General features: G+C 71.0%; 25 protein-coding genes. 11 read left to right on the top strand and 14 right to left on the bottom strand.

Annotated elements, in window-relative coordinates; all coding sequences use genetic code 11:
* Positions 1-107: 107 nt before the first annotated feature.
* Both AQJ54_RS12625 and AQJ54_RS12620 read right to left on the bottom strand, forming a co-directional pair.
* Positions 108-746 (bottom strand): response regulator, encoded by a 639-nt coding sequence (locus tag AQJ54_RS12625; protein ID WP_030318319.1) that lies wholly within the window; start codon positions 744-746, stop codon positions 108-110.
* Entirely contained in the window at positions 739-1,884 is a 1,146-nt protein-coding gene (locus tag AQJ54_RS12620; protein ID WP_062024236.1) for a GAF domain-containing sensor histidine kinase, read from the bottom strand. The genes AQJ54_RS12625 and AQJ54_RS12620 overlap by 8 nt, the downstream gene beginning before the upstream one ends.
* 186 nt (positions 1,885-2,070) lie before the next feature.
* Here AQJ54_RS12620 and AQJ54_RS12615 point away from each other — a divergent pair, with 186 nt between their 5' ends.
* From AQJ54_RS12615 to AQJ54_RS12605, 3 genes are all read left to right on the top strand, one after another.
* Positions 2,071-2,766 carry an SDR family NAD(P)-dependent oxidoreductase gene (locus AQJ54_RS12615; protein ID WP_062237148.1) on the top strand — a complete coding sequence of 232 codons (696 nt, stop codon included), beginning with the start codon at positions 2,071-2,073 and terminating at the stop codon, positions 2,764-2,766.
* Positions 2,763-3,869 carry an S-adenosylmethionine:tRNA ribosyltransferase-isomerase gene (locus AQJ54_RS12610; protein ID WP_079069827.1) on the top strand — a complete coding sequence of 369 codons (1,107 nt, stop codon included), beginning with the start codon at positions 2,763-2,765 and terminating at the stop codon, positions 3,867-3,869. Before AQJ54_RS12615 ends, AQJ54_RS12610 begins: the two co-directional genes overlap by 4 nt.
* A gap of 298 nt (positions 3,870-4,167) precedes the next feature.
* Positions 4,168-4,926, top strand: a complete 759-nt coding sequence (locus AQJ54_RS12605; RefSeq protein WP_062024237.1) for a transglycosylase SLT domain-containing protein — start codon at positions 4,168-4,170, stop codon at positions 4,924-4,926.
* Between the two features lie 76 nt (positions 4,927-5,002).
* Here AQJ54_RS12605 and AQJ54_RS12600 read toward each other — a convergent pair whose 3' ends face one another.
* Complete coding sequence (locus AQJ54_RS12600; protein ID WP_062236942.1) at positions 5,003-7,606, bottom strand: ABC transporter ATP-binding protein/permease; 2,604 nt, start codon at positions 7,604-7,606, stop codon at positions 5,003-5,005.
* A 238-nt stretch (positions 7,607-7,844) separates the two neighbouring features.
* Between AQJ54_RS12600 and AQJ54_RS12595 the strand changes: the two genes are divergently transcribed.
* Both AQJ54_RS12595 and serB read left to right on the top strand, forming a co-directional pair.
* Entirely contained in the window at positions 7,845-9,908 is a 2,064-nt protein-coding gene (locus tag AQJ54_RS12595) for a streptophobe family protein (RefSeq protein ID WP_062237146.1), read from the top strand.
* A 120-nt stretch (positions 9,909-10,028) separates the two neighbouring features.
* Positions 10,029-11,243: a phosphoserine phosphatase SerB gene (serB, locus tag AQJ54_RS12590; RefSeq protein ID WP_062024240.1), complete on the top strand. Its 1,215-nt coding sequence runs from the start codon at positions 10,029-10,031 to the stop codon at positions 11,241-11,243.
* 206 nt (positions 11,244-11,449) lie between these two features.
* Here serB and AQJ54_RS12585 read toward each other — a convergent pair whose 3' ends face one another.
* The 4 genes from AQJ54_RS12585 to AQJ54_RS12575 form a co-directional block, all read right to left on the bottom strand.
* The gene (locus tag AQJ54_RS12585; protein WP_062024241.1) at positions 11,450-11,968 is read right to left on the bottom strand and encodes a SixA phosphatase family protein; all 519 of its coding nucleotides are present in this window, start codon (positions 11,966-11,968) and stop codon (positions 11,450-11,452) included.
* Positions 11,969-12,033: 65 nt separating this feature from the next.
* Complete coding sequence (locus tag AQJ54_RS12580) at positions 12,034-12,240, bottom strand: hypothetical protein (RefSeq protein WP_062236938.1); 207 nt, start codon at positions 12,238-12,240, stop codon at positions 12,034-12,036.
* A gap of 206 nt (positions 12,241-12,446) precedes the next feature.
* Positions 12,447-12,557, bottom strand: coding sequence for an SGM_5486 family transporter-associated protein (locus AQJ54_RS47390; protein ID WP_020140711.1), 111 nt, complete (start codon positions 12,555-12,557; stop codon positions 12,447-12,449).
* A 60-nt stretch (positions 12,558-12,617) separates the two neighbouring features.
* Complete coding sequence (locus AQJ54_RS12575) at positions 12,618-13,952, bottom strand: CynX/NimT family MFS transporter (RefSeq protein WP_079069826.1); 1,335 nt, start codon at positions 13,950-13,952, stop codon at positions 12,618-12,620.
* Between the two features lie 70 nt (positions 13,953-14,022).
* Between AQJ54_RS12575 and AQJ54_RS12570 the strand changes: the two genes are divergently transcribed.
* Positions 14,023-14,718 (top strand): FadR/GntR family transcriptional regulator, encoded by a 696-nt coding sequence (locus tag AQJ54_RS12570; protein WP_030318338.1) that lies wholly within the window; start codon positions 14,023-14,025, stop codon positions 14,716-14,718.
* Here the strand turns inward: AQJ54_RS12570 and AQJ54_RS12565 are convergent.
* From AQJ54_RS12565 to fabG, 3 genes are all read right to left on the bottom strand, one after another.
* Entirely contained in the window at positions 14,693-15,046 is a 354-nt protein-coding gene (locus tag AQJ54_RS12565) for a hypothetical protein (protein ID WP_062236932.1), read from the bottom strand. The two genes, AQJ54_RS12570 and AQJ54_RS12565, sit on opposite strands and share 26 nt — an antisense overlap.
* A gap of 165 nt (positions 15,047-15,211) precedes the next feature.
* Entirely contained in the window at positions 15,212-15,979 is a 768-nt protein-coding gene (gene fabI / locus AQJ54_RS12560; protein ID WP_062024245.1) for an enoyl-ACP reductase FabI, read from the bottom strand.
* 5 nt (positions 15,980-15,984) lie between these two features.
* Positions 15,985-16,704 carry a 3-oxoacyl-[acyl-carrier-protein] reductase gene (gene fabG / locus AQJ54_RS12555; protein ID WP_062024246.1) on the bottom strand — a complete coding sequence of 240 codons (720 nt, stop codon included), beginning with the start codon at positions 16,702-16,704 and terminating at the stop codon, positions 15,985-15,987.
* Between the two features lie 295 nt (positions 16,705-16,999).
* Here fabG and AQJ54_RS12550 point away from each other — a divergent pair, with 295 nt between their 5' ends.
* The 3 genes from AQJ54_RS12550 to tyrS are packed head-to-tail and all read left to right on the top strand — an operon-like array spanning position 17,000 to position 21,240.
* Entirely contained in the window at positions 17,000-18,523 is a 1,524-nt protein-coding gene (locus tag AQJ54_RS12550) for a TldD/PmbA family protein (protein WP_030318349.1), read from the top strand.
* Positions 18,520-19,914 (top strand): metallopeptidase TldD-related protein, encoded by a 1,395-nt coding sequence (locus AQJ54_RS12545; protein ID WP_020140720.1) that lies wholly within the window; start codon positions 18,520-18,522, stop codon positions 19,912-19,914. Before AQJ54_RS12550 ends, AQJ54_RS12545 begins: the two co-directional genes overlap by 4 nt.
* A gap of 57 nt (positions 19,915-19,971) precedes the next feature.
* A complete protein-coding gene (gene tyrS, locus AQJ54_RS12540; RefSeq protein ID WP_062236929.1) occupies positions 19,972-21,240 on the top strand; it encodes a tyrosine--tRNA ligase in 1,269 nt (422 codons plus the stop codon).
* A 66-nt stretch (positions 21,241-21,306) separates the two neighbouring features.
* On the opposite strand, the gene AQJ54_RS12535 is transcribed toward tyrS, so the two are convergent.
* Entirely contained in the window at positions 21,307-21,588 is a 282-nt protein-coding gene (locus tag AQJ54_RS12535; protein WP_030318355.1) for a GlsB/YeaQ/YmgE family stress response membrane protein, read from the bottom strand.
* Between the two features lie 245 nt (positions 21,589-21,833).
* Here AQJ54_RS12535 and AQJ54_RS12530 point away from each other — a divergent pair, with 245 nt between their 5' ends.
* The gene (locus AQJ54_RS12530) at positions 21,834-22,232 is read left to right on the top strand and encodes a DUF3099 domain-containing protein (RefSeq protein ID WP_062024251.1); all 399 of its coding nucleotides are present in this window, start codon (positions 21,834-21,836) and stop codon (positions 22,230-22,232) included.
* A gap of 189 nt (positions 22,233-22,421) precedes the next feature.
* Entirely contained in the window at positions 22,422-22,640 is a 219-nt protein-coding gene (locus tag AQJ54_RS12525) for a hypothetical protein (RefSeq protein ID WP_062236925.1), read from the top strand.
* On the opposite strand, the gene moaA is transcribed toward AQJ54_RS12525, so the two are convergent.
* The 3 genes from moaA to AQJ54_RS12510 form a co-directional block, all read right to left on the bottom strand.
* Positions 22,637-23,626, bottom strand: coding sequence for a GTP 3',8-cyclase MoaA (gene moaA / locus AQJ54_RS12520; RefSeq protein WP_062236924.1), 990 nt, complete (start codon positions 23,624-23,626; stop codon positions 22,637-22,639). The genes AQJ54_RS12525 and moaA overlap by 4 nt on opposite strands.
* Positions 23,627-23,783: 157 nt before the next feature.
* The gene (locus AQJ54_RS12515; protein ID WP_062024253.1) at positions 23,784-25,403 is read right to left on the bottom strand and encodes a solute symporter family protein; all 1,620 of its coding nucleotides are present in this window, start codon (positions 25,401-25,403) and stop codon (positions 23,784-23,786) included.
* A complete protein-coding gene (locus AQJ54_RS12510; RefSeq protein WP_062236921.1) occupies positions 25,400-25,756 on the bottom strand; it encodes a DUF485 domain-containing protein in 357 nt (118 codons plus the stop codon). Before AQJ54_RS12510 ends, AQJ54_RS12515 begins: the two co-directional genes overlap by 4 nt.
* Positions 25,757-25,961: the final 205 nt, after the last annotated feature.

The raw sequence follows: 25,961 nt of genomic DNA, 5'->3' as shown, positions 1-25,961 counted from the left end.
TCCCTAACGATTGCCGCGGCAGTCGCCGCAGCACGCACTGGAGAACGGTGGAGATCCATCAGGGTTGCGCCGTCCGGGGGACATTCCCACGACAGTATGAAGTCCTATCAGGCCACACCATGACGAACCGCCCACAGTGCCGCCTGGGTTCGATCCGCCAGGTCGAGCTTCATCAGGATGTTCGAGACGTGGGTCTTCACGGTCTTCTCGGAGAGGACCAGGGCGCGGGCGATCTCCCGGTTGGAGCGGCCGTCCGCGATCAGCCCGAGTACCTCGCGCTCCCGCTCCGTGAGCGAACCGCCCCTGCCCTGGCCGGAGTTGTTCTCCTCCTGGGAGAGCAGGGCGCCGGCCACCTCGGGCTGGAGCAGGATGTGGCCGGCGTGGACGGAGCGGATGGCGCCGGCCAGGGCGTCGGGGTCCACGTCCTTGTAGACGTATCCGGCGGCGCCCGCGCGGAGGGCCGGGACCACGGTGCGCTGTTCGGTGAAGCTGGTGACGATCAACACGCGCGCGGGGTTGTCCAGTTCGCGGAGCCGGCGCAGGGCGTCGATGCCGTCCATGCCCGGCATCTTGACGTCCATGAGGACGACGTCGGGCTTCAGTTCCTCGGCGCGCTGGACCCCCTCGGCGCCGTCGGCGGCCTCGCCCACGACCTCTATGTCGTCCTGTACTTCGAGGAACGTGCGCAGGCCCCGGCGGACGACCTGGTGGTCGTCGACGAGCAGGACCTTGATCGCGTCAGCCACCGGGGACCTCCATCTCGATCGTGGTGCCCTTGCCGGGCGCCGACTCAACGGTCAATGTGCCGCCGACCCCGCTGGTGCGGTCCCGCATGGAGACCAGGCCGAGGTGGCGTCCCGCGCGGCGGATCGCCGTCGGTTCGAAGCCGCTTCCGTCATCGGTGACCCGCAGGACGGCTCCGCTGCCGCGCCGGTCCAGCGTCACGTCGACATGCTCGGCGCCCGAGTGCCGCAGCGCGTTGTGCAGGGCCTCCTGGGCGACGCGGAGCATGGCCTCCTCCTGGGCGGCGGGCAGTGCGCGGAAGCTGCGGGCGGTGAAGGTCACCCGGGCGGTGTGGGCGCGGTCGAGGACCTGGACGTGGGTGCGCAGGGTGGCGGTCAGGCCGTCCTCGTCCAGGGCGGCGGGGCGCAGTTCGACCACGGCGGCCCTGAGTTCGTCGGCGGCCTCGGCGGCCAGCACCGCCACCTGGTGCAGCTCGCCCTTGGCGCGGGACGGGTCGCGGTCGACGAGGGCTGCCGCGGCCTGGGCGGTCAGGCGCAGGGAGAAGAGCTTCTGGCTGACGGCGTCGTGCAGTTCGTGGGCGAGCCGGGAGCGCTCCTCGGCGATCGTCAGTTCGCGGCTGCGTTCGTAGAGGCGGGCGTTGGTGAGGGCGATCGCGGCGTGCTGGGCGAGGATCGACAGGAGCTGCTCGTCCTCCTCGGTGAAGCCGCAGCCGCCCTCGGGCTTGTCACAGTTCTTGTTGGCGAGGAACAGGGCGCCGATGACCTCGTCGCCGTCGCGGATCGGCAGGCCGAGGAAGTCGGACATCTCGGGGTGGGCCGACGGCCAGCCCTCGAAGCGGGGGTCCTTGCGGACATCGGCGAGGCGCTCAGGGGTGGCCTCGTGCAGCATCGCGGCGAGGATGCCGTGCTGGCGCGGGAGCGGGCCGATGGCCTTCCACTGCTCGTCGCTGACGCCGTCCACCACGAACTGGGCGAAGCCGCCGTGGTCGTCCGGGACGCCGAGGGCGGCGTACTGGGCGTCGAGCAGTTCGCGGGCCGAGGCGACGATCGTCTTGAGGACGTCGCGCACCTCGAGATGCCTGCTCATGGCCAGCAGCGCGGAGCTCACCGCGCCGAGGCCGGACCGTGGACCTTGACTCATGCCCTCAGCGTACGGGCGGGCTGTGACAGTGCGGATCGGACCTGTGACCGCGCCCCACTAGGGCAAGCGACCTAGGGCGAAGGGCCGCGCCGCTCTGCGGCCCGCGTCCGAGGCGGCCGGCCGCAACGCGTTCCTAGGTTGGGGGCACGCCGATCTGGAGGCGTGCAGGACGAGGGGACGGATGTCATGCCGGTCGCGATCATCACGGGGGCCTCGAAGGGTCTTGGACGGGCGCTCGCCGAGGCGTTGGCCGCGCGGGGCTGGGACCTGGTGCTCGACGCCAGGACGCCCCAGGGGCTGGCGGGGACGGCGGCCGCGCTCGCCGCGCACCGGACCCGGGTGACGGCCCTGCCCGGGGACGTCACGGACCCGGCGCACCGCTCCGAGCTGGTGGCCGCGGCCCGGAGGCTCGGCGGGGTGGATCTGCTGGTGAACAACGCGAGCGCGCTGGGCGTCGAGCCGCTGACCCGCCTCGACGCGCTGCCGCTGGACGGGTTCCGCCGCGCGCTGGAGGTGAATGTCGTGGCCGCGCTGGGCCTGGTCCAGGAGGCGCTGCCGCTGCTGCGGGCGTCGGAGGCGGGCACGGTGATCGCGGTCAGTTCGGACGCGGCCGCCGAGGCGTACGAGACGTGGGGCGGGTACGGGGCGTCCAAGGCCGCCCTGGACCACCTCGCGGCGGTGCTGGGCGAGGAGGAGCCCGGGCTGCGGGTGTGGGCCGTCGATCCCGGGGACATGGCGACGGACCTGTACGCGGCGGCCGTACCGCAGGACAGGGAGCCGCGGCCGCGGCCGGCGGGTGTCGTGCCGGCTTTCCTGCGGCTGCTGGACGAGCGGCCGGCGAGTGGGCGGTACGGGGCTCCGGCGCTGCTGGAGGGGCTGTGACCGTCGTGACGGGGGTGCCTGCGTTCGGCCGGCGGGGGTACCGGGTGCCGGAGGAGCTGTCGGCTCGGGTGCCGGCCGAGCAGCGCGGGCCGGGGCTGGACCGGGACGCCGTACGGCTGCTGGTGTCGCGGGGCACCGAGGTGTCGCACCACTCCTTCGCGGAGCTGCCGCGGCTGCTGCGGGCCGGGGACCTGCTCGTCGTGAACACCTCGCCCACGCTGGCCGCGGCGGTCGACGGGCGGATCGGGCACACGCGTGTGGTGGTGCACTTCTCCACGCGCGGGGACGACGGCCGGTGGACGGTCGAGCTGCGGGATCCGGACGGGAGGGGCACCACGCGTGCGCGTGCGGGCGGGCCCGCGGGGACGGAGGTGCGGCTGCCCGGGGGCCCGCGCCTGGTGCTGGAGGAGGCCGTGAGCGAGCGGCTGTGGTGGGCGCGGGTGTCCGGCGGGGAGGTGTTCGGGCTGCTGCGGGAGCACGGGCGGCCCGTTCGGTACTCCTACACGGAGCGGGACCAGCCGCTGTCCGTCTACCAGACGGTGTTCGCGCTGCCGTCGTCCGACGGGGCGGGCAGTGCGGAGATGCCCAGTGCGGCGCGGCCCTTCACCGGGCGGACGGTGGCGGAGCTGGTGAGCCGGGGGGTGGGGTTCGCTCCCGTGCGGCTGCATGCCGGGGTGGCCTCGGTGGAGGCGCATGAACCGCCGTATCCGGAGTGGTTCGCGGTGCCGGAGACCTCCGCGCGGTTGATCAACGCGGTGAGGGCCGGGGACGGCCGGGTGCTCGCGGTGGGGACGACCTCCGTGCGGGCCGTGGAGTCGGCGGCCGGGGCCGACGGGGTCGTACGCGCGCGTGCGGGGTGGACGGATCTCGTCGTGACCCCGGGGCGCGGGGTGCGGGTGGTGGACGGGCTGCTGACGGGGCTGCACGAGCCCGAGGCCTCGCATCTGCTGATGCTGGAGGCGGTCGCCGGGCGGGCCGCGATCGACCGCGGCTACGAGGAGGCGCTGCGCGGGCGCTACCTGTGGCACGAGTTCGGGGACGTGCATCTCCTGCTGCCCCCGGAGGATCCTCACGCAGAGCATTGCTTCAGCAACTGCTCGTGAGAACGCTGTGAAGCCGGTGTGAGCCCGCACATAGGGCCCAGATCACGTACGAAGAGAAATAGGAGACAAAGGCCTCCGCGGTGAACGGGGCAGACGTTCTAGTCTGTCCCGATTTGCCCTCCCCCGGCCCACTATCGGGGATCGTACGTCACACCTTTGCCCGGGCATTTTGCGGCCGCTAAGAATGGCTCTCGTCGCTCAGCGCCGCGGACTCCCACCGCGGCGTTTGTGCCGGAAGCACCCGTGTCCCCACCGGACAGCGAGCGACCTCCGCGCTATCCGAAGAGGTCCATTCCGCATGCCCAAGTACACCTTCACTCGTGCTCATCGTCCTGCTCTCACCAAGCGTCACAAGATCGCCGTAGCCGGTGTCGCCACGCTCGGCGCCGCGGCCGTGGCCTTCAGTGCGGTGCCCGGCAACGCCGAGACGACCACCTCCGAGGCCGCTGTCTCCTCGGCCCCGGTGAAGTACTCCTCCGAGCAGCTCAAGGGCCTCCAGTCGGACGTCAGCGAGCAGCTCGCCGCCAAGAGCCTCCAGGGCCAGGCCGCCGAGGCCAAGGCCAAGGTCGAGGCGAAGGCCAAGGCCGCCGCGGCCGCGAAGAAGAAGGCCGCCGCCGCTGCCGCCGCCAAGAAGAAGGCCGCCGCGAAGAAGAAGGCGGAGAAGGCCCGCAAGGCGAAGGCCGCGAGCCGGGCCGCGCACCGCGCCAAGCTGAAGGCCGCCGTGCGCAAGTCCTACGCCAACAACCTGGACGGCTGGATCAAGGAGTCCCTGGACATCATGAAGTCCAAGGGCATCCCGGGCACGTACAACGGCCTGTACCGCAACATCATCCGGGAGTCCTCGGGCAACCCGAACGCCATCAACAACTGGGACATCAACGCCATCAACGGCACGCCGTCGATCGGTCTGCTCCAGATCATCAAGCCGACCTTCAACGCCTACCACGTCCCCGGTACGGCCTGGAGCCAGTACGACCCGGTCGCCAACATCACCGCGTCCGCGAACTACGCCTTCCACCGGTACGGCTCGATCGACAACGTCAACAGCGCGTACTGAGGCCGCGCGGACCTCTCGTACGCGGAAAGGGCGGCACCCTGTCGGGGTGCCGCCCTTCACCGTCGTACGGCAGTGATCACTTGCGCATGACCTCGGGTTCGTGGCGGCGCAGGAAGCGGGCCACCAGGAAGCCGCAGACCACGCCGAGGGCGACGAGGGCGAGCATGTCGAGGCCCCAGGCGCTGACGGTGTGGTTCCACAGCGGGTCGGTCGCACCGCCGGGCTTGGGCGGGTTGACCTGGTTGAAGTCCAGGGTGGCGCCCGCGGCGGCGACCGCCCAGCGGGACGGCATGAGGTACGAGAACTCGTTGACGCCGACCGCGCCGTTCAGGGTGAACAGACAGCCGGTGAAGACCACCTGGACGATCGCGAACATGACCAGCAGCGGCATGGTCTTCTCGGACGTCTTCACCAGCGCGGAGATGATCAGGCCGAACATCATCGACGTGAACCCGAGACCCATGACCGGCAGGCAGAGCTCCACGAGGGTGGCGTGGCCGAGGACCAGGCCCTCCTTCGGGATGCCGCGGCTGGAGAAGCCGATGACACCGACCAGCAGGCCCTGGAGCACGGTGATCACTCCGAGCACGAAGACCTTCGACATCAGATACGCCGAGCGGGACAGGCCGGTGGCCCGCTCCCGTTCGTAGATGACCCGTTCCTTGATCAGTTCACGGACCGAGTTGGCGGCCCCGGCGAAGCAGGCGCCCACCGCGAGGATCAGCAGGACCGTGGTGGCCGTGCTGTTGGGCTCCGGGAGCTTGGTCCTCGGGTCGACGGGCTTGGGCAGCAGGGCGTTGCCGAAGTCGATCAGCAGGCTCACCGCGCCGAGGACGGCCGGCAGGATCACCATCAGGGCCAGGAAGCCCTTGTCGGACGCGATCACCGCGACATAGCGGCGCACGAGCGTCGTGAACTGGCCCGTCCAGCCCTGCGGCTTCGGCGGCTTCATGCCCTGCATCGGAGGCGTCTGTACGGATTGCGGCGCCACGGCGTCTATGTCCGCGGCGTACATCTGGTAGTGCTGCGAGCCCTTCCAGCGTCCGGCCCAGTCGTAGTCGCGGTAGTTCTCGAAGGCGGAGAAGACGTCGGCCCAGGTGTCGTAGCCGAAGAAGTTCAGGGCCTCCTCGGGCGGGCCGAAGTAGGCGACGGCGCCGCCCGGGGCCATCACCAGGAGCTTGTCGCACAGGGCGAGCTCGGCGACGGAGTGGGTGACGACGAGGACCGTGCGGCCGTCGTCGGCGAGGCCGCGCAGCAGCTGCATGACATCGCGGTCCATGCCCGGGTCGAGGCCCGAGGTCGGCTCGTCCAGGAAGATCAGGGACGGCTTGGTGAGCAGTTCCAGGGCCACCGAGACGCGCTTGCGCTGGCCGCCGGAGAGCGCGGTGACCTTCTTCTCGCGGTGGATGTCGAGCTTCAGCTCGCGCAGCACCTCGTCGATGCGGTGCTCGCGCTCCTCGCCGGTGGTGTCGGCCGGGAAGCGGAGCTTGGCCGCGTACTTCAGGGCCTTCTTGACGGTCAGCTCCTTGTGCAGGATGTCGTCCTGCGGGACCAGACCGATGCGCTGGCGCAGCTCGGCGAACTGCTTGTAGAGGTTGCGGTTGTCGTAGAGGACGTCGCCCTGGTTGGCGGGCCGGTAGCCGGTGAGTGCCTTGAGCAGGGTCGACTTGCCGGAACCGGACGGTCCGATGACCGCGATCAGGGACTTCTCCGGGACACCGAAGGAGACGTCCTTGAGGATCTGCTTGCCGCCGTCGACCGTGACGGTGAGGTGGCGGGCGGAGAAGGAGACCTCGCCGGTGTCGACGAACTCCTCCAGGCGGTCGCCGACGATCCGGAAGGTGGAGTGGCCGACACCGACGATGTCCGCGGGGCCGAGCAGCAGCGAGCCGCCCTTGGGAATCGGCTGGCCGTTGACGTACGTGCCGTTGTGCGAGCCCAGGTCGCGGATCTCCATGCGGCCGTCGGGCATCGAGTGGAACTCGGCGTGGTGGCGGGAGACCTGGAGGTCGGAGACAACCAGGTCGTTCTCCAGGGCACGGCCGATACGCATGATGCGACCGATGGTGAACTGGTGGAACGTGGTCGGGCTGCGGTCGCCGTAGACGGGAGTCGAGCCGGCGTCCACTCCCCCGCCGGAGCCCTGTTGTTGCGGGATCCGCTGGGGCTGGTGCGACGAGTGCGGCCGCTGGGGCTCCGGCCAGCCGGACTTGGCGGCCTGCGGAGCCTGGTGGGAGGCCTGCGGCGGGGTCTGCTGACGGGCCTCGTGGGACGCCGCCTGGTGCGGGGTCTGCTGGGCGGCCGGCTGCTGGGGGGTCTGCCGGGCCCAGGCCGGGTTCGCGCTCTGCGCGGCGTACCGCTGCTGCTGGGGCTCGGCGGCCGGGGCGGCGGTACCGGTGAAGCTCAGCAGCGGGCCGTCGTTCGCGTTGCCGAGGCGGAGCGCCGCGCCGGGGCCCAGCTGCGACTCGTGGATCCGCTGCCCGTGCAGGAACGTCCCGTTGGTGCTGCTGTGGTCCTCGATGACCCAGTCGCGCCCGCTCCGGCTGATCGTGGCGTGCCGCCAGGACACCCTGGCGTCGTCGAACACGATGTCACCCTGCGGATCACGCCCAAGGCGGTACGCCCGGGACGGATCGAGCGTCCAGGTACGTCCATTCGCTTCCAGTACGAGTTCCGGCACGCCACGCCCCACTGAGTAGTCCCCGAACTGCCCCCGTCACAGGGAGTGTAGGGATGTCGAACATCGTCGGGAACTGTTTCAGGCTTCGCTGCCTGACCGAAACACGAGCCCCGCTAAGAGCACGTTCGCACGCTTCGGCCGGTTCCGTTGACGGGGTTGAAACCGACCCGGAGAGTGGGTAATCCACGCGAGGGGGATGAGCGCGGTCTCGGCCGCGCCGCGGATCGGGGGGTCTGCCATGAGTGCGTCCAGGAGCGTCGAGAGCGCGCCGCACGGCGTCCGGCTGCCGTGGGGGGACATCGTGCTGTCCGCGGTGACGTCCGTGAGCTGGGCGTTGATCGGGATGGCGGGGACGGCTGCGCTCGGACTGCATCTGCTGGAGGCCGATTCGGTGGCCTCGCTCGGCCCGATGACCGCGGCGGTGGTGACCCTCGCGGCGGGAGGTTCGGTGACACCCTCCGGGGACGGGTCCGCCTTCGGGTTGACGGGGGCGCAGGCCGCGACCGCCATCGAGATCACGCCACTGGGCGTCAGCATGGTCGGTGCGGTGCTTTTGTCCTGGTTCTTCCTACGGTCCCTACGGGCGGCCGGAGCGGTGATCGCACCCTCCGAGCTCCTGGCGCGCGCGGGTGCGGTGGTCGCGCTGTTCGTGGCGATGCTGGGCGGGCTGGCCTGGGCGGGGCACGACGTCATCACGATCGACGGGGGCGCGCTGGGACTCGACAAGCTGCCCGGGGCGGGCGGGGGCGGAGGACTGGACATCCCCGGGCTGGGCGACGTCGGCGACATCGGCGGGCTGCTGCCCGACAGGATCGGCGACCTCGTCGACGCGAAGGCCGCCGTCGGCTTCACGGTGGGCACCGCGCCGACGCTGCTCGGCGGCCTGGGCTGGTCGATCGGCATCCTGCTGGTCGCGCTGCTGGCGTCCCGCCGCACGCCGCTGCCGCGCGGCTGGGAGGCCGTGCACCGGGTCGTACGGCCCGCGGTGTCCGCGTTGGTGACGGTGCTGCTGGTCGCGGTGGTCGCGGGGCTCTCCGCGGCGGCGTTCGCGGCGATCGGCGACGACCATCCGAAGCGGATCGCGGGCGCGGCGCTGCTCGGCACGCCGAACGGGGTCTGGCTGGGCATCCCCATCGGCCTGTTCGTCCCCTTCGACGGCCGCGCGACCGGCGTCCTGACGAACTTCCTCCCGGACCCCCTGGACCGACTCCTCGGCTCGGGCTCCGACCACTCGGTGACGCTGGGGAAGCTGGCGGAGCTGGACGGCCGGGTGTGGCTGCTGGGGGTGGGGGCGGCGCTGCTGATGCTGTTGGCGGGGGTGCTCACGGCTGTGCGGACGCCGGTGGGGGTGCGGGCGGGGCATGCGCACGGCGGGGGCGTGGGAGCCGTACGGGACCCGGGAGCCCTTGGTTTCGCCGGGCGGTGTGCGGTGCGGCTGGGAGTCGCGACCGCGTTGGCGTTGCCCTTGCTCGCCTGGCTGACGGGGGTGTCGGTGAATGCCTCGCTGTCGGTGCTGGGGGTCGACGCGTTCGGCGCGGGGGTGGAGTTGCGGGGGCAGCTCGGGATGGCGGCACTGCTCGGCGCGGTGTGGGGTGCGGCGGCGGGAGCGGCGGGGGCGCTGCTGGCGCGGGCCACGGGCGCGGCGGGATCGCGGGCGTCGGCGCTGTCACTGCGTGCGGAGACGGGGGCGGGAGCGGGTGCCGGGACCTGGTCCGCGGGAGGGACGGGGATGGAGGCGGGTGCCGGGACCTGGTCCGCGGGAGGGACGGGGGCCGGCGGGGATCCTCGGTACGAGCACGAGCGTGGGGCCGGGCCCTATGACGACCGTGCGGCGAGGTTGTACGGGGGCGGCGGGCCGGGGGCGTACGGCGGCGAGCCGGATCCGCGGCCCGGGGGTTCCGTGTCCTCCGGCGGCGGATTCGAGCCGTACGGAGGCGAGGCCGGTCCGTACGTGCCCGGTGCTTCCTACCGGCCTCCCAACGCGGCGACGAACCCGTATCTGCGGGTGCCGGAGGAGCTGAGGGGGCCGGAGAAGCGGAGAGGGCCTGAGGAGCGGAGGAGGTCTGAGGAGCGGAGGGGGCCTGAGGACGAGTCGCCGGGGCGGCCCGGCACCGTCTACGGCGCTCCTACCGTGGCCGGTCCGATCGACCCGCCCCCTCGCTCGCCCCAACGTCCTCCCGGGCGGCAGGCCGGTGGCCGGCGAGGCTCCGGAGGCGAGGAGGGACGGCAGTCCCCGCCTCCACCGCCACCGCCACCTCCCCCTCCCCCGCCACCGCCGGGGAACCCGAAGGGACGGCACTGACGCGCGCGGACGTGGCCCGCTCGCAAGGCCCGCGCCACCCGCCCGACACCGACTGTTCCCTGTCCGTCAGACGGACCGCGGGAGCAGAAGGCACTGGGTGCCGGATACGGTGGGAACACCATGAGCGCTTCGCAGACCTCGTCTCCCGACGTCCCCACCCTTCTCGTCAAGATCTTCGGGAAGGACAGGCCGGGCATCACGGCCGGCCTCTTCGACACCCTCGCCGCCTACTCGGTCGACGTGGTCGACATCGAGCAGGTCGTCACCCGTGGCCGGATGGTGCTGTGCGCGCTCGTGACCGCGCCGCCGCGCCCGCAGGAGGGTGATCTGCGGGCGACCGTCCACAGCTGGGCCGAGTCGATCAAGATGCAGGCGGAGATCATCTCCGGCCTCGGTGACAACCGGCCGCGCGGCCTCGGGCGTTCCCTGGTCACCGTGCTCGGTCACCCGCTCACCGCGGAGGCCACCGCCGCCATCGCCGCCAAGATCGCCAAGGCCGGCGGCAACATCGACCGTATCTTCCGGCTGGCCAAGTACCCCGTCACGGCCGTCGAGTTCGCGGTGTCCGGCGTCGAGACCGAGCCGCTGCGCACCGCCCTGGTGACGGACGCCGGCAAGCTCGGCGTGGACGTGGCCGTCGTCGCCGCCGGTCTGCACCGCCGGGCTCAGCGGCTGGTCGTCATGGACGTGGACTCGACGCTCATCCAGGACGAGGTGATCGAGCTCTTCGCCGCGCACGCCGGCTGCGAGGACCAGGTCGCCGAGGTGACCGCCGCCGCGATGCGCGGCGAGCTGGACTTCGAGCAGTCGCTGCACGCGCGCGTGGCCCTGCTGGAGGGGCTGGACGCCTCGGTCGTGGACAAGGTGCGCAGCGAGGTCCGGCTGACGCCGGGCGCGCGCACCCTCATCCGGACGCTGAAGCGGCTCGGCTTCCAAGTGGGGGTCGTCTCGGGCGGGTTCACCCAGGTGACCGACGACCTCAAGGAGCGGCTCGGGCTGGACTTCGCCCAGGCGAACACGCTGGAGATCGTCGACGGGAAGCTGACCGGCAAGGTCACCGGGGAGATCGTGGACCGCGCGGGCAAGGCGCGGCTGCTGCGACGGTTCGCCGCGGAGGCGGGGGTGCCGCTGTCCCAGACGGTGGCGATCGGGGACGGCGCGAACGACCTGGACATGCTGAACGCGGCCGGGCTGGGGGTCGCCTTCAACGCCAAGCCGGTGGTACGGGAGGCCGCGCACACCGCGGTGAACGTGCCGTTCCTGGACACGGTGCTGTACCTGCTGGGCGTCACCCGCGAAGAGGTCGAGGCGGCGGACGCGCACGAGGAGGACTGAAACGGGCGGACGGGGCGGGGACCGGCCCACGAGTCCGGCCCGGCCGTCGGTGTGCGGGGCGCAGGCCGGACAGCCTGTGGGGGTGCGCAGTGAAGGCGACCGCTCATCGGTGTCCGGGGCGGAATTCGGCGTGGTGTGCCTGACAGGGCCCGGCACCCTCGCGGTGCCGGGTCCCGTCATGTCGCGTCTCGCGTACGGGTCGGGTCTCAGTCGGACGGTGCCCAGTAGTCGACGAGGGTGGCCACCCCGGGTTCCAGGGCCTTCCAGGGGCCGCTGAAGGACAGGACGGCGAAGGCGGCGGCCGGGAAGCCGCGCTCGCTCATCCGGCGGCGGGCGTCCCCCTCAGCGGCGCCGGCGAGAATGTCGGCCAGGCCCTGCACTCCGGGGTTGTGGCCGATCAGGACGGCGTTCTGCACGTCGTCCGGGGTCTCGTTGAGCACGGCGATCAGCTCGCCGGGTGAGGCCTCGTAGATCCGCTCCTCGTAGACCGTTTTCGGCCGGTGCGGGAACTCCTGCACCGCGAGCTTCCAGGTCTCCCGGGTCCGGGTGGCGGTGGAGCAGAGGGCCAGGTCGAAGGGGATGCCGGAGTCGGTCAGCCGCCGTCCGGCCTCCGCTGCATCTTTTCGGCCCCGGTCGGCGAGCGGCCGCTCATGGTCGGTGACCTGTGGCCAGTCGGCTTTCGCATGCCGGAAAAGGACAATCCTGCGGGGTTCTGCGACGCTCATAGGATCCAGCTTCGCATGAAACAGGCCACGGGGCGCAGGGAGTTGACGGGCGGCTTCGCGGGTGCTCAGCGCGCCATGAGCTGCTGGACGCGCTCCAGGAACTGGGTGACGGCGGGGTCGCCGGAGGCCGCGTGCGCATCGGAGGGGTTGAGGATGAGGGCCAGGAGCACCACGAAGGCCAGCGTCGGCAGGGCCAGGGCCCACCAGGGCAGCCGGATGTCGACGCCGCCCCGGGACGCCGGGTGGGGCGGGGTGTGCGCAGGGGCCGACATGAGTGCCTCCGGTCTTCGAGTTCCGGTGATCCGCTGCTCGCGGTCACATCTCGAAGGTACGGACCCTGCGGGCCTCAACCCATCCGGTGATCCACCCAGTTGACCCTGACACTCGCCCCCTAGGGGACAGGGGGGTTAACCCCACCGCCGGCCCCGGGAGCAAGTCGTCACATCAAGGTTCGGAGGTCATCGGATCGAGGTTCGGATCAAGGCGAGGCGATCGTGGCGATGATCGCGATGACGACGAAGATGGCGAGGAACGAGCCGAAGACCAGCAGCATCTTCTTCTGGCCGTTCTGGGGGTTCGGGTCGAGCATGCGGCCAGTGTCGCACTCCGGTCTCTTACCCGGTCCGTCAGGGTGCCTCATGCCCGGCCCTCAGGGTGTCGCCGCGGCCGCCTCGTCCTCGACCGTACGGTCGCGGCCCGCGAGCACTCCGACGGCCATCTGCGGGATCATCAGGCCGATCATGAGCGCGATCGGCAGGCCCCAGCCGCCGCTGTGCTGGTACAGCACGCCGACCAGGAGCGGGCCGGGGATGGAGATCAGATAGCCGGTGCTCTGCGCGAAGGCGGACAGCTGGGCCACGCCCGCGCCGGTCCTGGCGCGCATCCCGACCATGGTGAGGGCCAGTGGGAAGGCGCAGTTCGAGACGCCGAGCAGTACGGCCCAGACCCAGGCGCCGGCGGCGGGCGCGAGGTAGAGGCCCGCGTAGCCGGCGAGGCCGCAGACGCCGAGGGCGAGGACGATCGGGCCCTGGTGCGGCAGCCGGGTGGCCACCCGCGGGATGACGAAGGCCAGGGGGACGCCCATCACCATGGTGACGGCGAGCAGCACCCCGGCGGTGCCCGCGGGCACGCCCGCGTCCCGGAAGATCTGCGCCATCCAGCCCATGGTGATGTAGGCGGCGGTGGCCTGGAGCCCGAAGAAGACGGCGAGCGCCCAGGCGGTCCGGCTCCGGGTGATCCGCAGTGCGGTCGGCTCCACGCGCGCGTGCACGTGCTGGACGGGTCCGGCGCCCTCCACGCGCGCGTGCACGCTGCCCACGGCGGACCCGGGGCCCTTGTCCCGGACGAGCGGGATCCACGGCAGTACGGCGGCTCCGGCGAGAGCGGCCCACACCGCGAGCCCGGACTGCCAGCCGCCGCCCAGCGCGTCGGTCAGCGGCACGGTCACCGCGGCCGCGGCGGAGGTGCCGAGAGCCAGGGCCATCGAGTACAGGCCGGTCATGGAGCCGACCCGGTCCGGGAACCAGCGCTTGACGATGACCGGCATCAGGACGTTGCTGACGGCTATCCCCATGAGGGCGAGGGCACTGGCGGCCAGGAAGCCCGGCGTGGAGCCCGTGTACGGCCGTACGAGCAGGCCGGTGGTGATGGCGACCATGCCCGCGCACACCACCGCGCCCGCGCCGAAGCGGCGGGCCAGGCGGGGGGCGGTGACGCCGAAGACCGCGAAGCACAGCGGGGGCACCGAGGTGAGCAGCCCGGCCACGCTGCCGCTCATGCCGAGTCCGTCGCGGACCTCTTCGAGGAGGGCGCCGAGGCTGGTGATGGCGGGGCGGAGGTTGAGCGCGGAGAGCACGATGCCGACGACGACCAGCCGGACCGCCCACGCGCGCGGGGCGGGCGGAAGGGGCCCTTGTGCCGACGGGGTGCGTGCTTCCGTGGGCTTCACTGCCCGGGTTTCCTCGCTTGCCATGACACCCATCATAGAATCATGGGATGATTGGTTGTCCATCCCCGGGGCGCCCTCGGTCGCCCCGGCCGTGCGAAGGTGTGCCATGCCCCTGAGCCATCCCCGCCGCTCGGCGCTGTCCGAGCAGGTCATCGCCGCGCTGCGCAACCAGATCACCTCGGGCGAGTGGCCGGTCGGCTCCCGGATCCCGACCGAGCCCGAGCTGGTCGAACAGCTCGGGGTCGCGCGCAACACCGTCCGTGAGGCCGTCCGCGCCCTCGCGCACAACGGGCTGCTGGACATCCGCCAGGGCTCGGGCACGTACGTCGTGGCGACCAGTGAGCTGGCGGGCGTGATGCACCGCAGGTTCGCCGACGCGGACCCCCGGCACGTCGCCGAGCTGCGCTCCACCCTGGAGTCGGCCGCGGCGCGGCTGGCCGCCGAGCGGCGCACCGAGAAGGATCTCAAGCAGCTCGACACGCTCCTGGTGCGGCGTGACGAGGCGTGGGCGTCAGGGGTCGCGGAGGCGTTCGTGACCGCGGACACCACCTTCCACCTGGCCGTGGTGGCCGCCTCGCACAACGACGTGATGACCGAGATGTACGCGGATCTCGGCGAGGTGCTGCGGGACTGGCTGCGCGAGGACGTCGGCGAGGAGCTGACGCCCGAGATGTACATGGACCACGCCCGGCTCGTCGACGCGATCCGCGCGGGTGACGCCGGTGCCGCCGCGCGGGAGGCGGCCGGCTATCCGTTCCTGTGCCGTCCGGGGCGGTTCACAGCGCCAGCTTCCGGTGGCTGACCCACACCGACCGGACCTCCTTCCAGCACCGGCCGGTCAGCCGTACGGTCTGGGCGGGCCCCGCAGCGACCTCGGCACCGTCGGTGTCCAGGTCCCACCAGCGGGCGCACTCGATGTGCAGGCGGACGCCGTCGGTGCGGGGATACGGGTTGTGGCAGTAGGCGGTCACCCTCGAACCGGTGACCTGGCTGCGGCAGGACGCCCCGAAGGGCTCCGGCGGTGCGGCTTCACGCGCCGCCACGCGCGTGTGCGGCATCGCGTCGTACGGCGGGGACATCACGAGACAGACGGCTGCGGTCGCTGAGGCCAGACTGCGGGACAGGCGCACAAGGGGACCTCCTCGGCCGTGCTGGGGAGGAAAGCGCGGGTGAACGCGTAATCCAGGGTGCGCAGTTGTGGCCGTACCGCGCCCGGCCTGGTGGGCCGAACGGGTGAGGGCCCGCACCTGTGACAGGTGCGGGCCCTCAGCGTCGGCCGAGCCTCGGCGGCAGCGTCACGCGCCGATGGCGTGCAGCCCGCCGTCCACGTGGATGATCTCGCCCGTGGTCTTCGGGAACCAGTCGCTCAGCAGGGCGACGATGCCCTTGCCGGCCGGCTCCGGGTCCTTGAGGTCCCACTCCAGCGGGGAGCGGTTGTCCCACACGGAGGCCAGGTCCGCGAAGCCCGGGATGGACTTGGCGGCCATGGAGGCGAGCGGGCCCGCCGAGATGAGGTTGCAGCGGATGTTCTGCTTGCCCAGGTCGCGGGCGACGTAGCGGCTGGTGGCCTCCAGGGCGGCCTTGGCCGGGCCCATCCAGTCGTACTGCGGCCAGGCGTACTGCGCGTCGAAGGTGAGGCCGACGACCGAGCCGCCGTTCTGCATCAGCGGCAGGCAGGCCATGGTGAGCGACTTCAGGGAGTACGCCGAGACGTGCATGGCGGTCGCCACGGACTCGAACGGCGTGTTCAGGAAGTTGCCGCCGAGCGCGTCCTGCGGCGCGAAGCCGATGGAGTGCACGACACCGTCGAGGCCGCCGAGCTCCTCGCCGACCACGTCGGCCAGACGGCCCATGTGCTCGTCGTTGGTGACGTCGAGCTCGATGACCTTGGTGGGCTTCGGGAGCTTCTTGGCGATGCGCTCGGTCAGCGTGGGCCGCGGGAACGCCGTCAGGATGATCTCGGCGCCCTGCTCCTGGGCCAGCTTGGCGGCGTGGAAGGCGATGGAGGACTCCATCAGCACACCGGTGATCAGGACGCGCTTGCCCTCGAGGATTCCGCTCATGGTGATCAGTGACCCATTCCCAGTCCGCCGTCAACGGGAATGACGGCTCCAGTGATGTACGAGGCGTCGTCGGAGGCGAGGAACCGCACCGTCGCGGCGACCTCCTCCGGCTGCGCGTACCGGCCGAGGGGCACCTGCTTGACGATGGCCTCGCGCTGCTCGTCGGTGAGGGCCTTGGTCATGTCGGTGTCGACGAAGCCGGGCGCGACGACGTTGAAGGTGAGGTTGCGCGACCCCAGCTCACGGGCGAGGGAGCGCGCGAAGCCGACCAGCGCGGCCTTGGAGGCGGCGTAGTTGGCCTGGCCGGGGCCGCCGTAGAGGCCGACGACCGAGGAGATCAGGACGACGCGGCCCTTCTTGGCGCGCAGCATGCCGCGGTTGGCGCGCTTGACCACGCGGAAGGTGCCGGTGAGGTTGGTGTCGATGACCGAGGTGAAGTCCTCCTCGGACATGCGCATCAGGAGCTGGTCCTTGGTGATGCCGGCGTTGGCGATCAGGACCTCGACCGGACCGTGCTCGGCCTCGATCTCCTTGTAGGCCTGCTCCACCTGCTCGGAGTCGGTGATGTCGCACTTGACCGCGAGGCAGCCCAGTTCCGTCAGGGCGGCCGGCGGCTCACCCGAGCGGTACGTGATGGCGACCTTGTCGCCGGCTTCGGCGAAAGCGCGGGCGATGGCGAGGCCGATGCCCCGGTTGCCTCCGGTGACGAGAACCGAGCGGCTCAACGGATCACCCTTTCCCTAGGGGTCTGACACACCCGCCCGAAAACCTGGATGACAGGCGGCTTCTCCGAAAACCTATCGGTCCGCCCCCTGCCAGGGACATTCGGGCACCGACAGTGGCTCAGGGGGCTCGCTGTCGGGTCCCTACAGAAAGATGGCGGCAGCGGTCACAAACGTGTGGTCCGGGCGCCGGTCGCCGCGACATGATCGGGGGCGGGCCGCCGCCCACCCCATCCCGACCGGCCGCCCACCCGATCCCGACCGGCCGCCGACCCCGTCCCGACAGAAAGAGACCCAGGTGCCTCATACCATCGACGAAGCCTTCACAGCGCTTCCCCTACGCGCCCTCGCCGACGCCGCGCTGGCACGCGCGCGTGCGCTCGGGGCCGAGCACGCGGACTTCCGGTTCGAGCGGGTGCGCAGCGCGTCCTGGCGACTGCGGGACGCCAAGCCCGCCGGGTCCTCGGACACCACCGACCTCGGATACGCGGTGCGGGTCGTGCACGGCGGCACCTGGGGCTTCGCGTCGGGCGTGGACCTGACACTGGACGCGGCCGCCAAGGTCGCCTCCCAGGCCGTGGCCATGGCGAAGCTGTCCGCGCAGGTCATCCGGGCCGCCGGGTCGGACGAGCGGGTGGAGCTCGCCGACGAGCCCGTGCACGCCGACCGTACGTGGGTCTCGTCGTACGAGATCGATCCGTTCTCGGTGCCCGACGAGGAGAAGACGGCGCTGCTCGGGGACTGGAGCGCGCGGCTGCTGGGGGCGAGCGGCGTCAACCACGTAGACGCCTCGCTGCTCACCGTGCACGAGAACAAGTTCTACGCCGACACCGCGGGCACGGTCACCACCCAGCAGCGGGTGCGCCTGCATCCGTCGCTCACGGCCGTCTCGGTCGACGAGTCCAGCGGCGAGTTCGACTCCATGCGGACCATCGCACCGCCCGTCGGGCGCGGCTGGGAGTACGTCACGGGCACCGGCTGGGACTGGGAGAGCGAGCTGGAGCAGATCCCGGAGCTGCTCGCCGAGAAGATGCGGGCGCCGAGCGTCGAGTCGGGCCTGTACGACCTCGTGGTCGACCCGTCCAACCTGTGGCTGACCATCCACGAGTCCATCGGCCACGCCACCGAGCTGGACCGCGCGCTCGGCTACGAGGCGGCCTACGCCGGCACCTCCTTCGCCACCTTCGACCAGCTCGGCAAGCTGCGCTACGGCTCCGAGCTGATGAACGTCACCGGTGACCGCACCGCCGAGCACGGCCTCGCGACCATCGGCTACGACGACGAGGGGGTCGCGGGACAGTCCTGGGACCTGGTGAAGGACGGCACGCTCGTCGGCTACCAGCTGGACCGGCGGATCGCGAAGCTGACCGGGTTCGAGCGCTCCAACGGGTGCGCCTACGCCGACTCCCCCGGGCACGTGCCGGTGCAGCGCATGGCCAACGTGTCGCTACAGCCGGACCCGGCGGGCATGTCCACGGAGGACCTCATCGGCAGCGTGGACCGCGGGATCTACGTCGTCGGGGACCGGTCCTGGTCGATCGACATGCAGCGCTACAACTTCCAGTTCACCGGCCAGCGGTTCTTCCGGATCGAGAACGGGCGGATCACCGGTCAGCTGCGGGACGTGGCCTACCAGGCGACCACCACCGACTTCTGGGGCTCCATGGCCGCGGTGGGCGGCCCGCAGACCTACGTCCTCGGCGGCGCCTTCAACTGCGGCAAGGCCCAGCCGGGCCAGGTCGCGGCGGTCTCGCACGGCTGTCCTTCGGCCCTCTTCAAGGGCGTCAACATTCTGAACACCACGCAGGAGGCCGGTCGATGAGCCCGCGCACCACCAAGCCGCACGAGATCGTCGAGCGGGCCCTCGCGCTGTCCCGGGCCGACGGCTGTGTCGTGATCGCCGACGAGCAGTCGACCGCCAACCTGCGCTGGGCGGGCAACGCGCTCACCACGAACGGCGTCACGCGCGGGCGCACGCTCACCGTCGTGGCGACCGTCGACGGCAAGGAGGGCACCGCCTCCGGGGTCGTCTCCCGGTCCGCGGTGACCGCCGACGAGCTGGAGCCGCTGGTCCGGGCCGCGGAGGCCGCCGCACGCGGTGCCGGGCCCGCCGAGGACGCCCAGCCGCTGGTCACCGGTGTGCCGGAGTCCCCCGACTTCACGGACGGGCCCGCCGAGACCTCCTCGGCCGTCTTCGCCGACTTCGCGCCGGCGCTCGGCGAGTCCTTCGCACGCGCGCGTGCGGGCGGCCGCGAACTCTACGGCTTCGCCAACCACGAGCTCGTGTCGACCTACCTGGGCACGTCCACGGGGCTGCGGCTGCGCCACGACCAGCCCAACGGCACGCTGGAGCTCAACGCCAAGTCGCCGGACCGCACCCGCTCGGCCTGGGCGGGACGCTCCACGCGGGACTTCAAGGACGTCGACCCGGCCGCGCTGGACGCCGAGCTCGCCGTACGCCTCGGATGGGCCGAGCGGCGCGTCCCGCTGCCCGCCGGACGGTACGAGACGCTGCTGCCGCCGACCGCCGTCGCCGACCTGCTGATCTACCAGCAGTGGTCGGCGTCCGGGCGGGACGCGGTCGAGGGGCGGACGGTGTTCTCCAAGCCGGGCGGCGGCACCCGGGTCGGCGAGCGGCTGACCGAGCTGCCGCTGACGCTGCGCAGCGACCCCAACGAGCCGGGCCTGGAGTCGGCGCCCTTCGTGGTCGCGCACTCCTCCGGGGGCGACCAGTCGGTGTTCGACAACGGCCTGCCGATCGCGGCCACCGACTGGGTCCGCGCGGGCGAGCTGGCGCACCTGGTGAACACCCGGCACGGCGCGGGCCTGACCGGGCTGCCCGTCGCCCCCGGGGCCGGCAACCTCGTTCTCGACGGCGGCTCGGACCTGTCCCTGGAGGACATGGTCGCGAACACCACGCGCGGGCTGCTGCTGACCTGCCTGTGGTACATCCGCGAGGTCGACCCGGCCACGCTGCTGCTGACCGGGCTGACCCGGGACGGCGTGTACCTCGTGGAGAACGGCGAGGTGACCGGTGAGGTGAACAACTTCCGGTTCAACGAGTCGCCGGTCGGCCTGCTGGGTCGGGCGACGGAGGCGGGGCGGACCGAGAAGACGCTGCCGAGGGAGTGGAGCGACTACTTCACCAGGGCCGCGATGCCCGCGCTGCGGGTGCCGGATTTCAATATGAGTTCTGTCAGTCAGGGCGTATAACCTCGTAGCCGGCAGTCACTCGACTGCCCGAGGATCTTTCTAGGAGATACGAGAACCGTGACGGACATCGTCGACGAGCTGAAGTGGCGGGGGCTGTGGGCCCTGTCCACTGACGAGGACGCTTTGCGCAAGGCGCTCGCGGACGGTCCCGTCACGTTCTATTGCGGTTTCGACCCGACCGCGGCCTCCCTCCACGTCGGCCACCTGGTGCAGGTCCTGACCATGCGCCGGCTCCAGCAGGCGGGGCTGCGTCCGCTGGCCCTGGTGGGCGGGGCGACCGGCCAGATCGGCGACCCGCGCCCCACGGCGGAGCGCACGCTGAACGACCCGGAGACGGTCGCGAACTGGGTGACCCGGCTGCGCGCGCAGATCGAGCCGTTCCTGTCCTTCGAGGGCGAGAACGCCGCCACGATGGTGAACAACCTGGACTGGACGGCCGGCCTGTCGGCCATCGAGTTCCTGCGGGACATCGGCAAGCACTTCCGGGTCAACAAGATGCTGACCAAGGACTCGGTCGCGCGCCGGCTGGAGTCGCAGGAGGGCATCAGCTACACGGAGTTCAGCTACCAGCTGCTCCAGGGCATGGACTTCCTGGAGCTGTACCGGCGCTACGGCTGCACGCTCCAGCAGGGCGGCAGCGACCAGTGGGGCAACCTCACGGCGGGCCTGGACCTGATCCACCGCCTGGAGCCCGACGCCTCGGTGCACTGTCTGGCGACGCCGCTGATGGTCAAGGCGGACGGCACCAAGTTCGGCAAGACCGAGGGCGGGGCCGTCTGGCTCGACCCGGAGATGACTACGCCGTACGCGTTCTACCAGTTCTGGCTGAACGTCGACGACCGGGACGTCTCGACCTACATGCGCATCCTGTCCTTCCGGTCCCGCGAGGAGCTGGAGGAGCTGGAGAAGCAGACCGAGGAGCGGCCGCAGGCCCGGGCCGCGCAGCGGGCGCTGGCGGAGGAGCTGACGACGCTGGTGCACGGCGCCGAGCAGACGGCCGCGGTGATCGCCGCTTCGAAGGCGCTCTTCGGGCAGGGTGAGCTGGCGGAACTCGACGAGAAGACGCTGACCGCGGCGCTCTCCGAGGTCCCGCACATCCAGGTGGCCGAGCTCGGCCAGGTCGTGGACCTGTTCGCCGAGGTCGGTCTCGTGGCGAGCAAGTCGGCCGCGCGGCGGACCGTGAAGGAGGGCGGCGCCTACGTGAACAACGTCAAGGTCACCGCCGAGGACGCCGTCCCGGCCGCGGAGGACCTGCTGCACGGTCGCTGGCTGGTGCTGCGCCGGGGCAAGAAGAACCTGGCGGCGGTCGAGGTCACGTCCGCGTAGGTTCCGGGCACGTCGGAAGGGGGCGGTCTCCTCGCGGAGGGCGCCCCCTTCGTCGTACGGCGGCTCTCAGGCCCGGCGGTGTTTTCTCTTGCCGAGCGTCGCCATGTAGGCCATGTCGCCGACGGCGACGATGATGATCGCGGCGATCAGCTGGAAGACGTGGCGGCTCCAGTCGATGCCGGGGGTCTCCTCCACGCCGAACCCGCGTGCCATGGCGTTGCCGGCGATGGCGCCGAGCATGCCGAAGATGGTGGTCAGCCAGAGGGGGCTGTGCTGCTTGCCGGGGATGATCGCCTTCGCGATCAGGCCCAGCACGAATCCCACGATGATCGCCCACAACCAGCCCATGGCTGCCTCCTCGTACGGCTCGACGTGAGCATTACGGCCAGTGTCGGTCCGTTCGCGCTACGCCGCATGTCGGGTACGGCCGTACGCGCGGGAGTGAGCCTGTCCGGCCCGGCGGGAGGTGCCCCGGTCTCGTAGGCGGCGCAGGTGCGGCGTACCGTGGGGAGAGTGTCCTGGCCCGGTACCCCACCGGGTAGGGAGCGGATACGGGGCGGCGGGAGTCCGATGCGGGCGGATGGTGGAATGTGATGCGGAAGCAGCATGGCGGCGGCAGCGCCCAGGTGTTCCGGATCACCGGCGCCCGGACGAGCCTTCAGGAGGACGTGCGCGGGCGTCAGCGCCGGTACGTCATCTCGATGACCGTCCGTACGATTTCCGTGGTGCTCGCGGCCACGCTCTGGAACGTCGAACGGCACGTCGCGATCGTGGCGCTGGTGCTCGGGGCGGTGCTGCCCTACATCGCCGTCGTCATCGCCAACGCGGGGCGGGAGAACGCGCCCTCCCTTCCGTCGACGTTCGTGACCGTTCCGACCCGGCCGATGATCATGCCGCCGCGTGCGGACGAGGGCTTCGCGGAACGGGCGGCGGAGGACGGCGGGGCTGAGCCGACGGCGGGTGTACGGGGTGAACCGCGCGAACGGACATGACGAGTCCGCTCCGCACCAAGCTCAAGAAAAGCTCAGATCAATCATGTTGTTCCAGTGCCGGGCCAAGGGTTACCCGTGACATACTTCGTACGCGCTCCGCATCCCCCGTCGGAGCGACGGACCGACGCCGGGCAGCTCCCCCCGTGGCTGCTCGGCGTCGCCTTTTTCCCCTCTTGTGAGACGAATTCCGTGAGTGACGAGACCCCTGTCTGTTCTGCCAAGGGCTGCCGTGCCGGCGCCGTCTGGGTGCTCGCGTGGAACAATCCGAAGATTCACACGCCCGAGCGGCGCAAGACGTGGCTCGCGTGCGAGGAGCACCGGGAGCATCTGTCGCAGTTTCTCGGGGTGCGGGGCTTTCTCAAGGATGTCGTGGCGTTCGAGGAGTGGCAGGCGCCCGAAGGGGCCTAGCCGCCGATCGCCGACATCGGGCGGTCCGGCTGGACGAACGTCGGGTCGTCCAGGCCCGCGCCCGCCTTCTTGCCCCACATCGCCTCGCGCCAGAGACGGGCGATCTCCTCGTCGCCGGCGTCCGAGCGCAGGGCCGCCCTCAGGTCGGTCTCCTCGCGGGCGAACAGACAGGTGCGCACCTGGCCGTCGGCCGTCAGGCGGGTGCGGTCGCAGGCAGAGCAGAACGGCCGGGTGACGGAGGCTATGACACCCACCCGGTGCGGCCCGCCGTCGACGATCCAGCGTTCCGCGGGAGCCGAACCGCGCTCCTCGGAGCCCTCCTCCGTCAGCTCGAAGCGGGTGCGCAGGGAGGTCAGGATGTCCCCGGCGGTGATCATGCCGTCGCGCTTCCAGCCGTGCTGGGCGTCCAGGGGCATCTGCTCGATGAAGCGCAGTTCGTAGTCGTTCTCCACGGCCCAGGCCAGCAGGTCGGGTGCCTCGTCGTCGTTCAGCCCCGGCATCAGGACGGAGTTGACCTTGACCGGGGTCAGGCCCGCCTCGCGGGCGGCCCGCATGCCCTCCAGGACGTCCTTGTGGCGGTCCCGGCGGGTGAGGGTCTTGAAGACGTCGGGGCGCAGGGTGTCCAGGGAGACGTTGACCCGGTCCAGGCCCGCCGCCTTGAGGGCCTCCGCGGTGCGCTTGAGGCCGATGCCGTTGGTGGTCAGGGACATCTGGGGGCGCGGCTGAAGGGCCGCGACGCGCTCGACGATGCCGACCAGACCGGGTCGCAGCAGGGGCTCCCCGCCGGTGAAGCGGACCTCCTCGATACCGAGGGAGGTGACGGCGATGTCGATCAGGCGGACGATCTCGCCGTCGGTGAGCAGATCCGGCTTGGCCAGCCACTGCAGACCTTCTTCGGGCATGCAGTACGTGCAGCGAAGATTGCAGCGGTCGGTCAGCGAGACCCGCAGGTCGGTGGCCTGCCGGCCAAAGGTGTCGATGAGCACGTGGGCCCCCTCCCTCGTGGCGGATCAGTCGGCAGTCTTCTCTTTCCGTCACTTGCGAGCCTACGTGACGTCACTGACAACGACAGTGCCCGATCCCACGACGTACGAAGCGGCCGTGTCGTAGAGACCTACGACACGGCCGCTTCTCAGGTACGGGTCAGTGGGCGCCCGTGCCGGTCAGGGACCGGACCTCCAGCTCCGCGTACTTGCCCTTGTCCGGCTCCTCCTTGGACAGGTACGTGCCGAGGATGCCGAGCAGGAAGCCGACCGGGATCGAGATGATGCCCGGGTTCTCCAGCGGGAACCAGTGGAAGTCGACGTCGGGGAACATCGAGGTGGGCTTGCCGGAGACGACCGGCGAGAACAGCACCAGGCCGACCGCCGTGACGAGGCCGCCGTAGATCGACCACAGGGCGCCGGAGGTGGTGAACCGCTTCCAGAAGAGGCTGTAGATGATCGTCGGCAGGTTCGCGGAGGCGGCGACGGCGAAGGCGAGCGCGACGAGGCCGGCGACGTTGAGGTCGCGGGCGAGGGCACCCAGCAGGATGGAGACCGCGCCGATGCCGACGGTGGCCCAGCGGGCCGCGCTCATCTCCTGCTTCTCGGTGGCCTGGCCGCGCTTGATGACGTTCGCGTAGATGTCGTGGGCGAACGACGAGGACGAGGCCAGGGTGAGGCCGGCGACGACCGCGAGGATGGTGGCGAAGGCGACCGCCGAGATGGTGGCCAGCAGGATCGCGCCCCAGTTGGAGTCGACGCCGCCCAGATGCAGGGCCAGCAGGGGTGCCGCCGTGTTGCCCGCCTTGTTGGAGGCGATGATCTCGTCCGGCTTGATGAGGGCCGCGGCGCCGAAGCCGAGGGCGAGGGTCATCAGGTAGAAGGCGCCGATGAGGCCGATGGCCCAGATGACCGACTTCCGGGCGGCCTTGGCGGTGGGCACCGTGTAGAAGCGGATCAGGATGTGCGGCAGGCCGGCGGTGCCGAGGACCAGGGCGATGCCGAGCGAGATGAAGTCCAGCTTGGTGGTGCCGGTGGCGCCGTACTTCAGGCCCGGCTCCAGGAAGGCGGCGCCCTTGCCGCTGTTGTCGGCGGCCGTGCCGAGCAGGTCGGAGACGTTGAAGTCGAACTTCAGCAGCACCAGGAAGGTCAGCAGCAGGGCGCCCGCGATCAGCAGGACGGCCTTGACCATCTGGACCCAGGTGGTGCCCTTCATGCCGCCGATGGTGACGTACACGATCATCAGGACGCCGACCAGGGCGACGATGCCGATCTTGCCGCCGTCGCTGGTGATGCCGAGCAGCAGGGAGACCAGAACGCCCGCGCCGGCCATCTGGGCCAGCAGGTAGAAGATCGAGACGACGATGGTGGAGGTGCCGGCCGCGGTGCGGACCGGGCGCTGGCGCATCCGGTACGCGAGGACGTCACCCATCGTGTAGCGGCCGGAGTTGCGCAGCGGTTCGGCGACCAGGAGCAGGGCGACGAGCCAGGCGACCAGGAAGCCGATGGAGTACAGGAAGCCGTCGTAGCCGAACAGGGCGATGGCGCCCGCGATGCCGAGGAAGGACGCGGCGGACATGTAGTCGCCGGAGACGGCGAGGCCGTTCTGGAAGCCGGTGAACTGCCGTCCGCCCGCGTAGAAGTCGGAGGCGTCCTTGGTCTGGCGTCCGGCCCAGACCGTGATGACGAGGGTCGCGACGACGAAGACGGCGAACAGGCTGATGATCAGCGGCCGGTGCTCGCTGGCCTCGCCTGCGGCGAGGGTGATCGCGGGGCTCATGCTCCGCCCTCCATCCGGGACTTGATGGCCTCGGCCTTGGGGTCGAACTTGGCGGCGGCGACGCGCGAGTACCACCAGGCGATGAGGAACGTGGTCAGGAACTGGGCGAGACCGAGGACCAGGGCGACGTTGATGTTGCCGAAGAGCTTGGCGCCCATGAAGTCGCCCGCGTAGTTGGACAGCAGGACGTACAGCAGGTACCAGGCGATGAAGCCGACGGTGAGCGGGAAGGCGAAGGAGCGGTAGGAGCGGCGCAGTTCACCGAACTCCGCGCTCTCCTGAACCTCGGTGAACTCCGCGGTGGTGGGGAGTTTGTGGGTCTCTTTCGAGGGTGGCGGTGCGTCGGTGGCCACGGGGTCTCCTCGCGTTGCGGGTGCGGTGGTGACGGCGATCGGGGGCGAGTGTCCTCGCGTTCCCTGCTCAAGGTCACGGCGCCGCGCTGGGACCGGTTCAACTCACTTTGCTTCTTTCCGAACTCGCCTTGGGGAAGTCATTGCTGGCCAGCGACATCGGGGGATAGCTTCGGGCTGCACCACCCGTCATGTACCTGCCCGAGCA

This window comes from Streptomyces griseorubiginosus, from assembly GCF_001514195.1.
In the GTDB taxonomy this organism is placed as follows: Bacteria; Actinomycetota; Actinomycetes; order Streptomycetales; family Streptomycetaceae; genus Streptomyces; species Streptomyces griseorubiginosus.
This window is presented reverse-complemented; position numbering and strand designations above follow the sequence as displayed.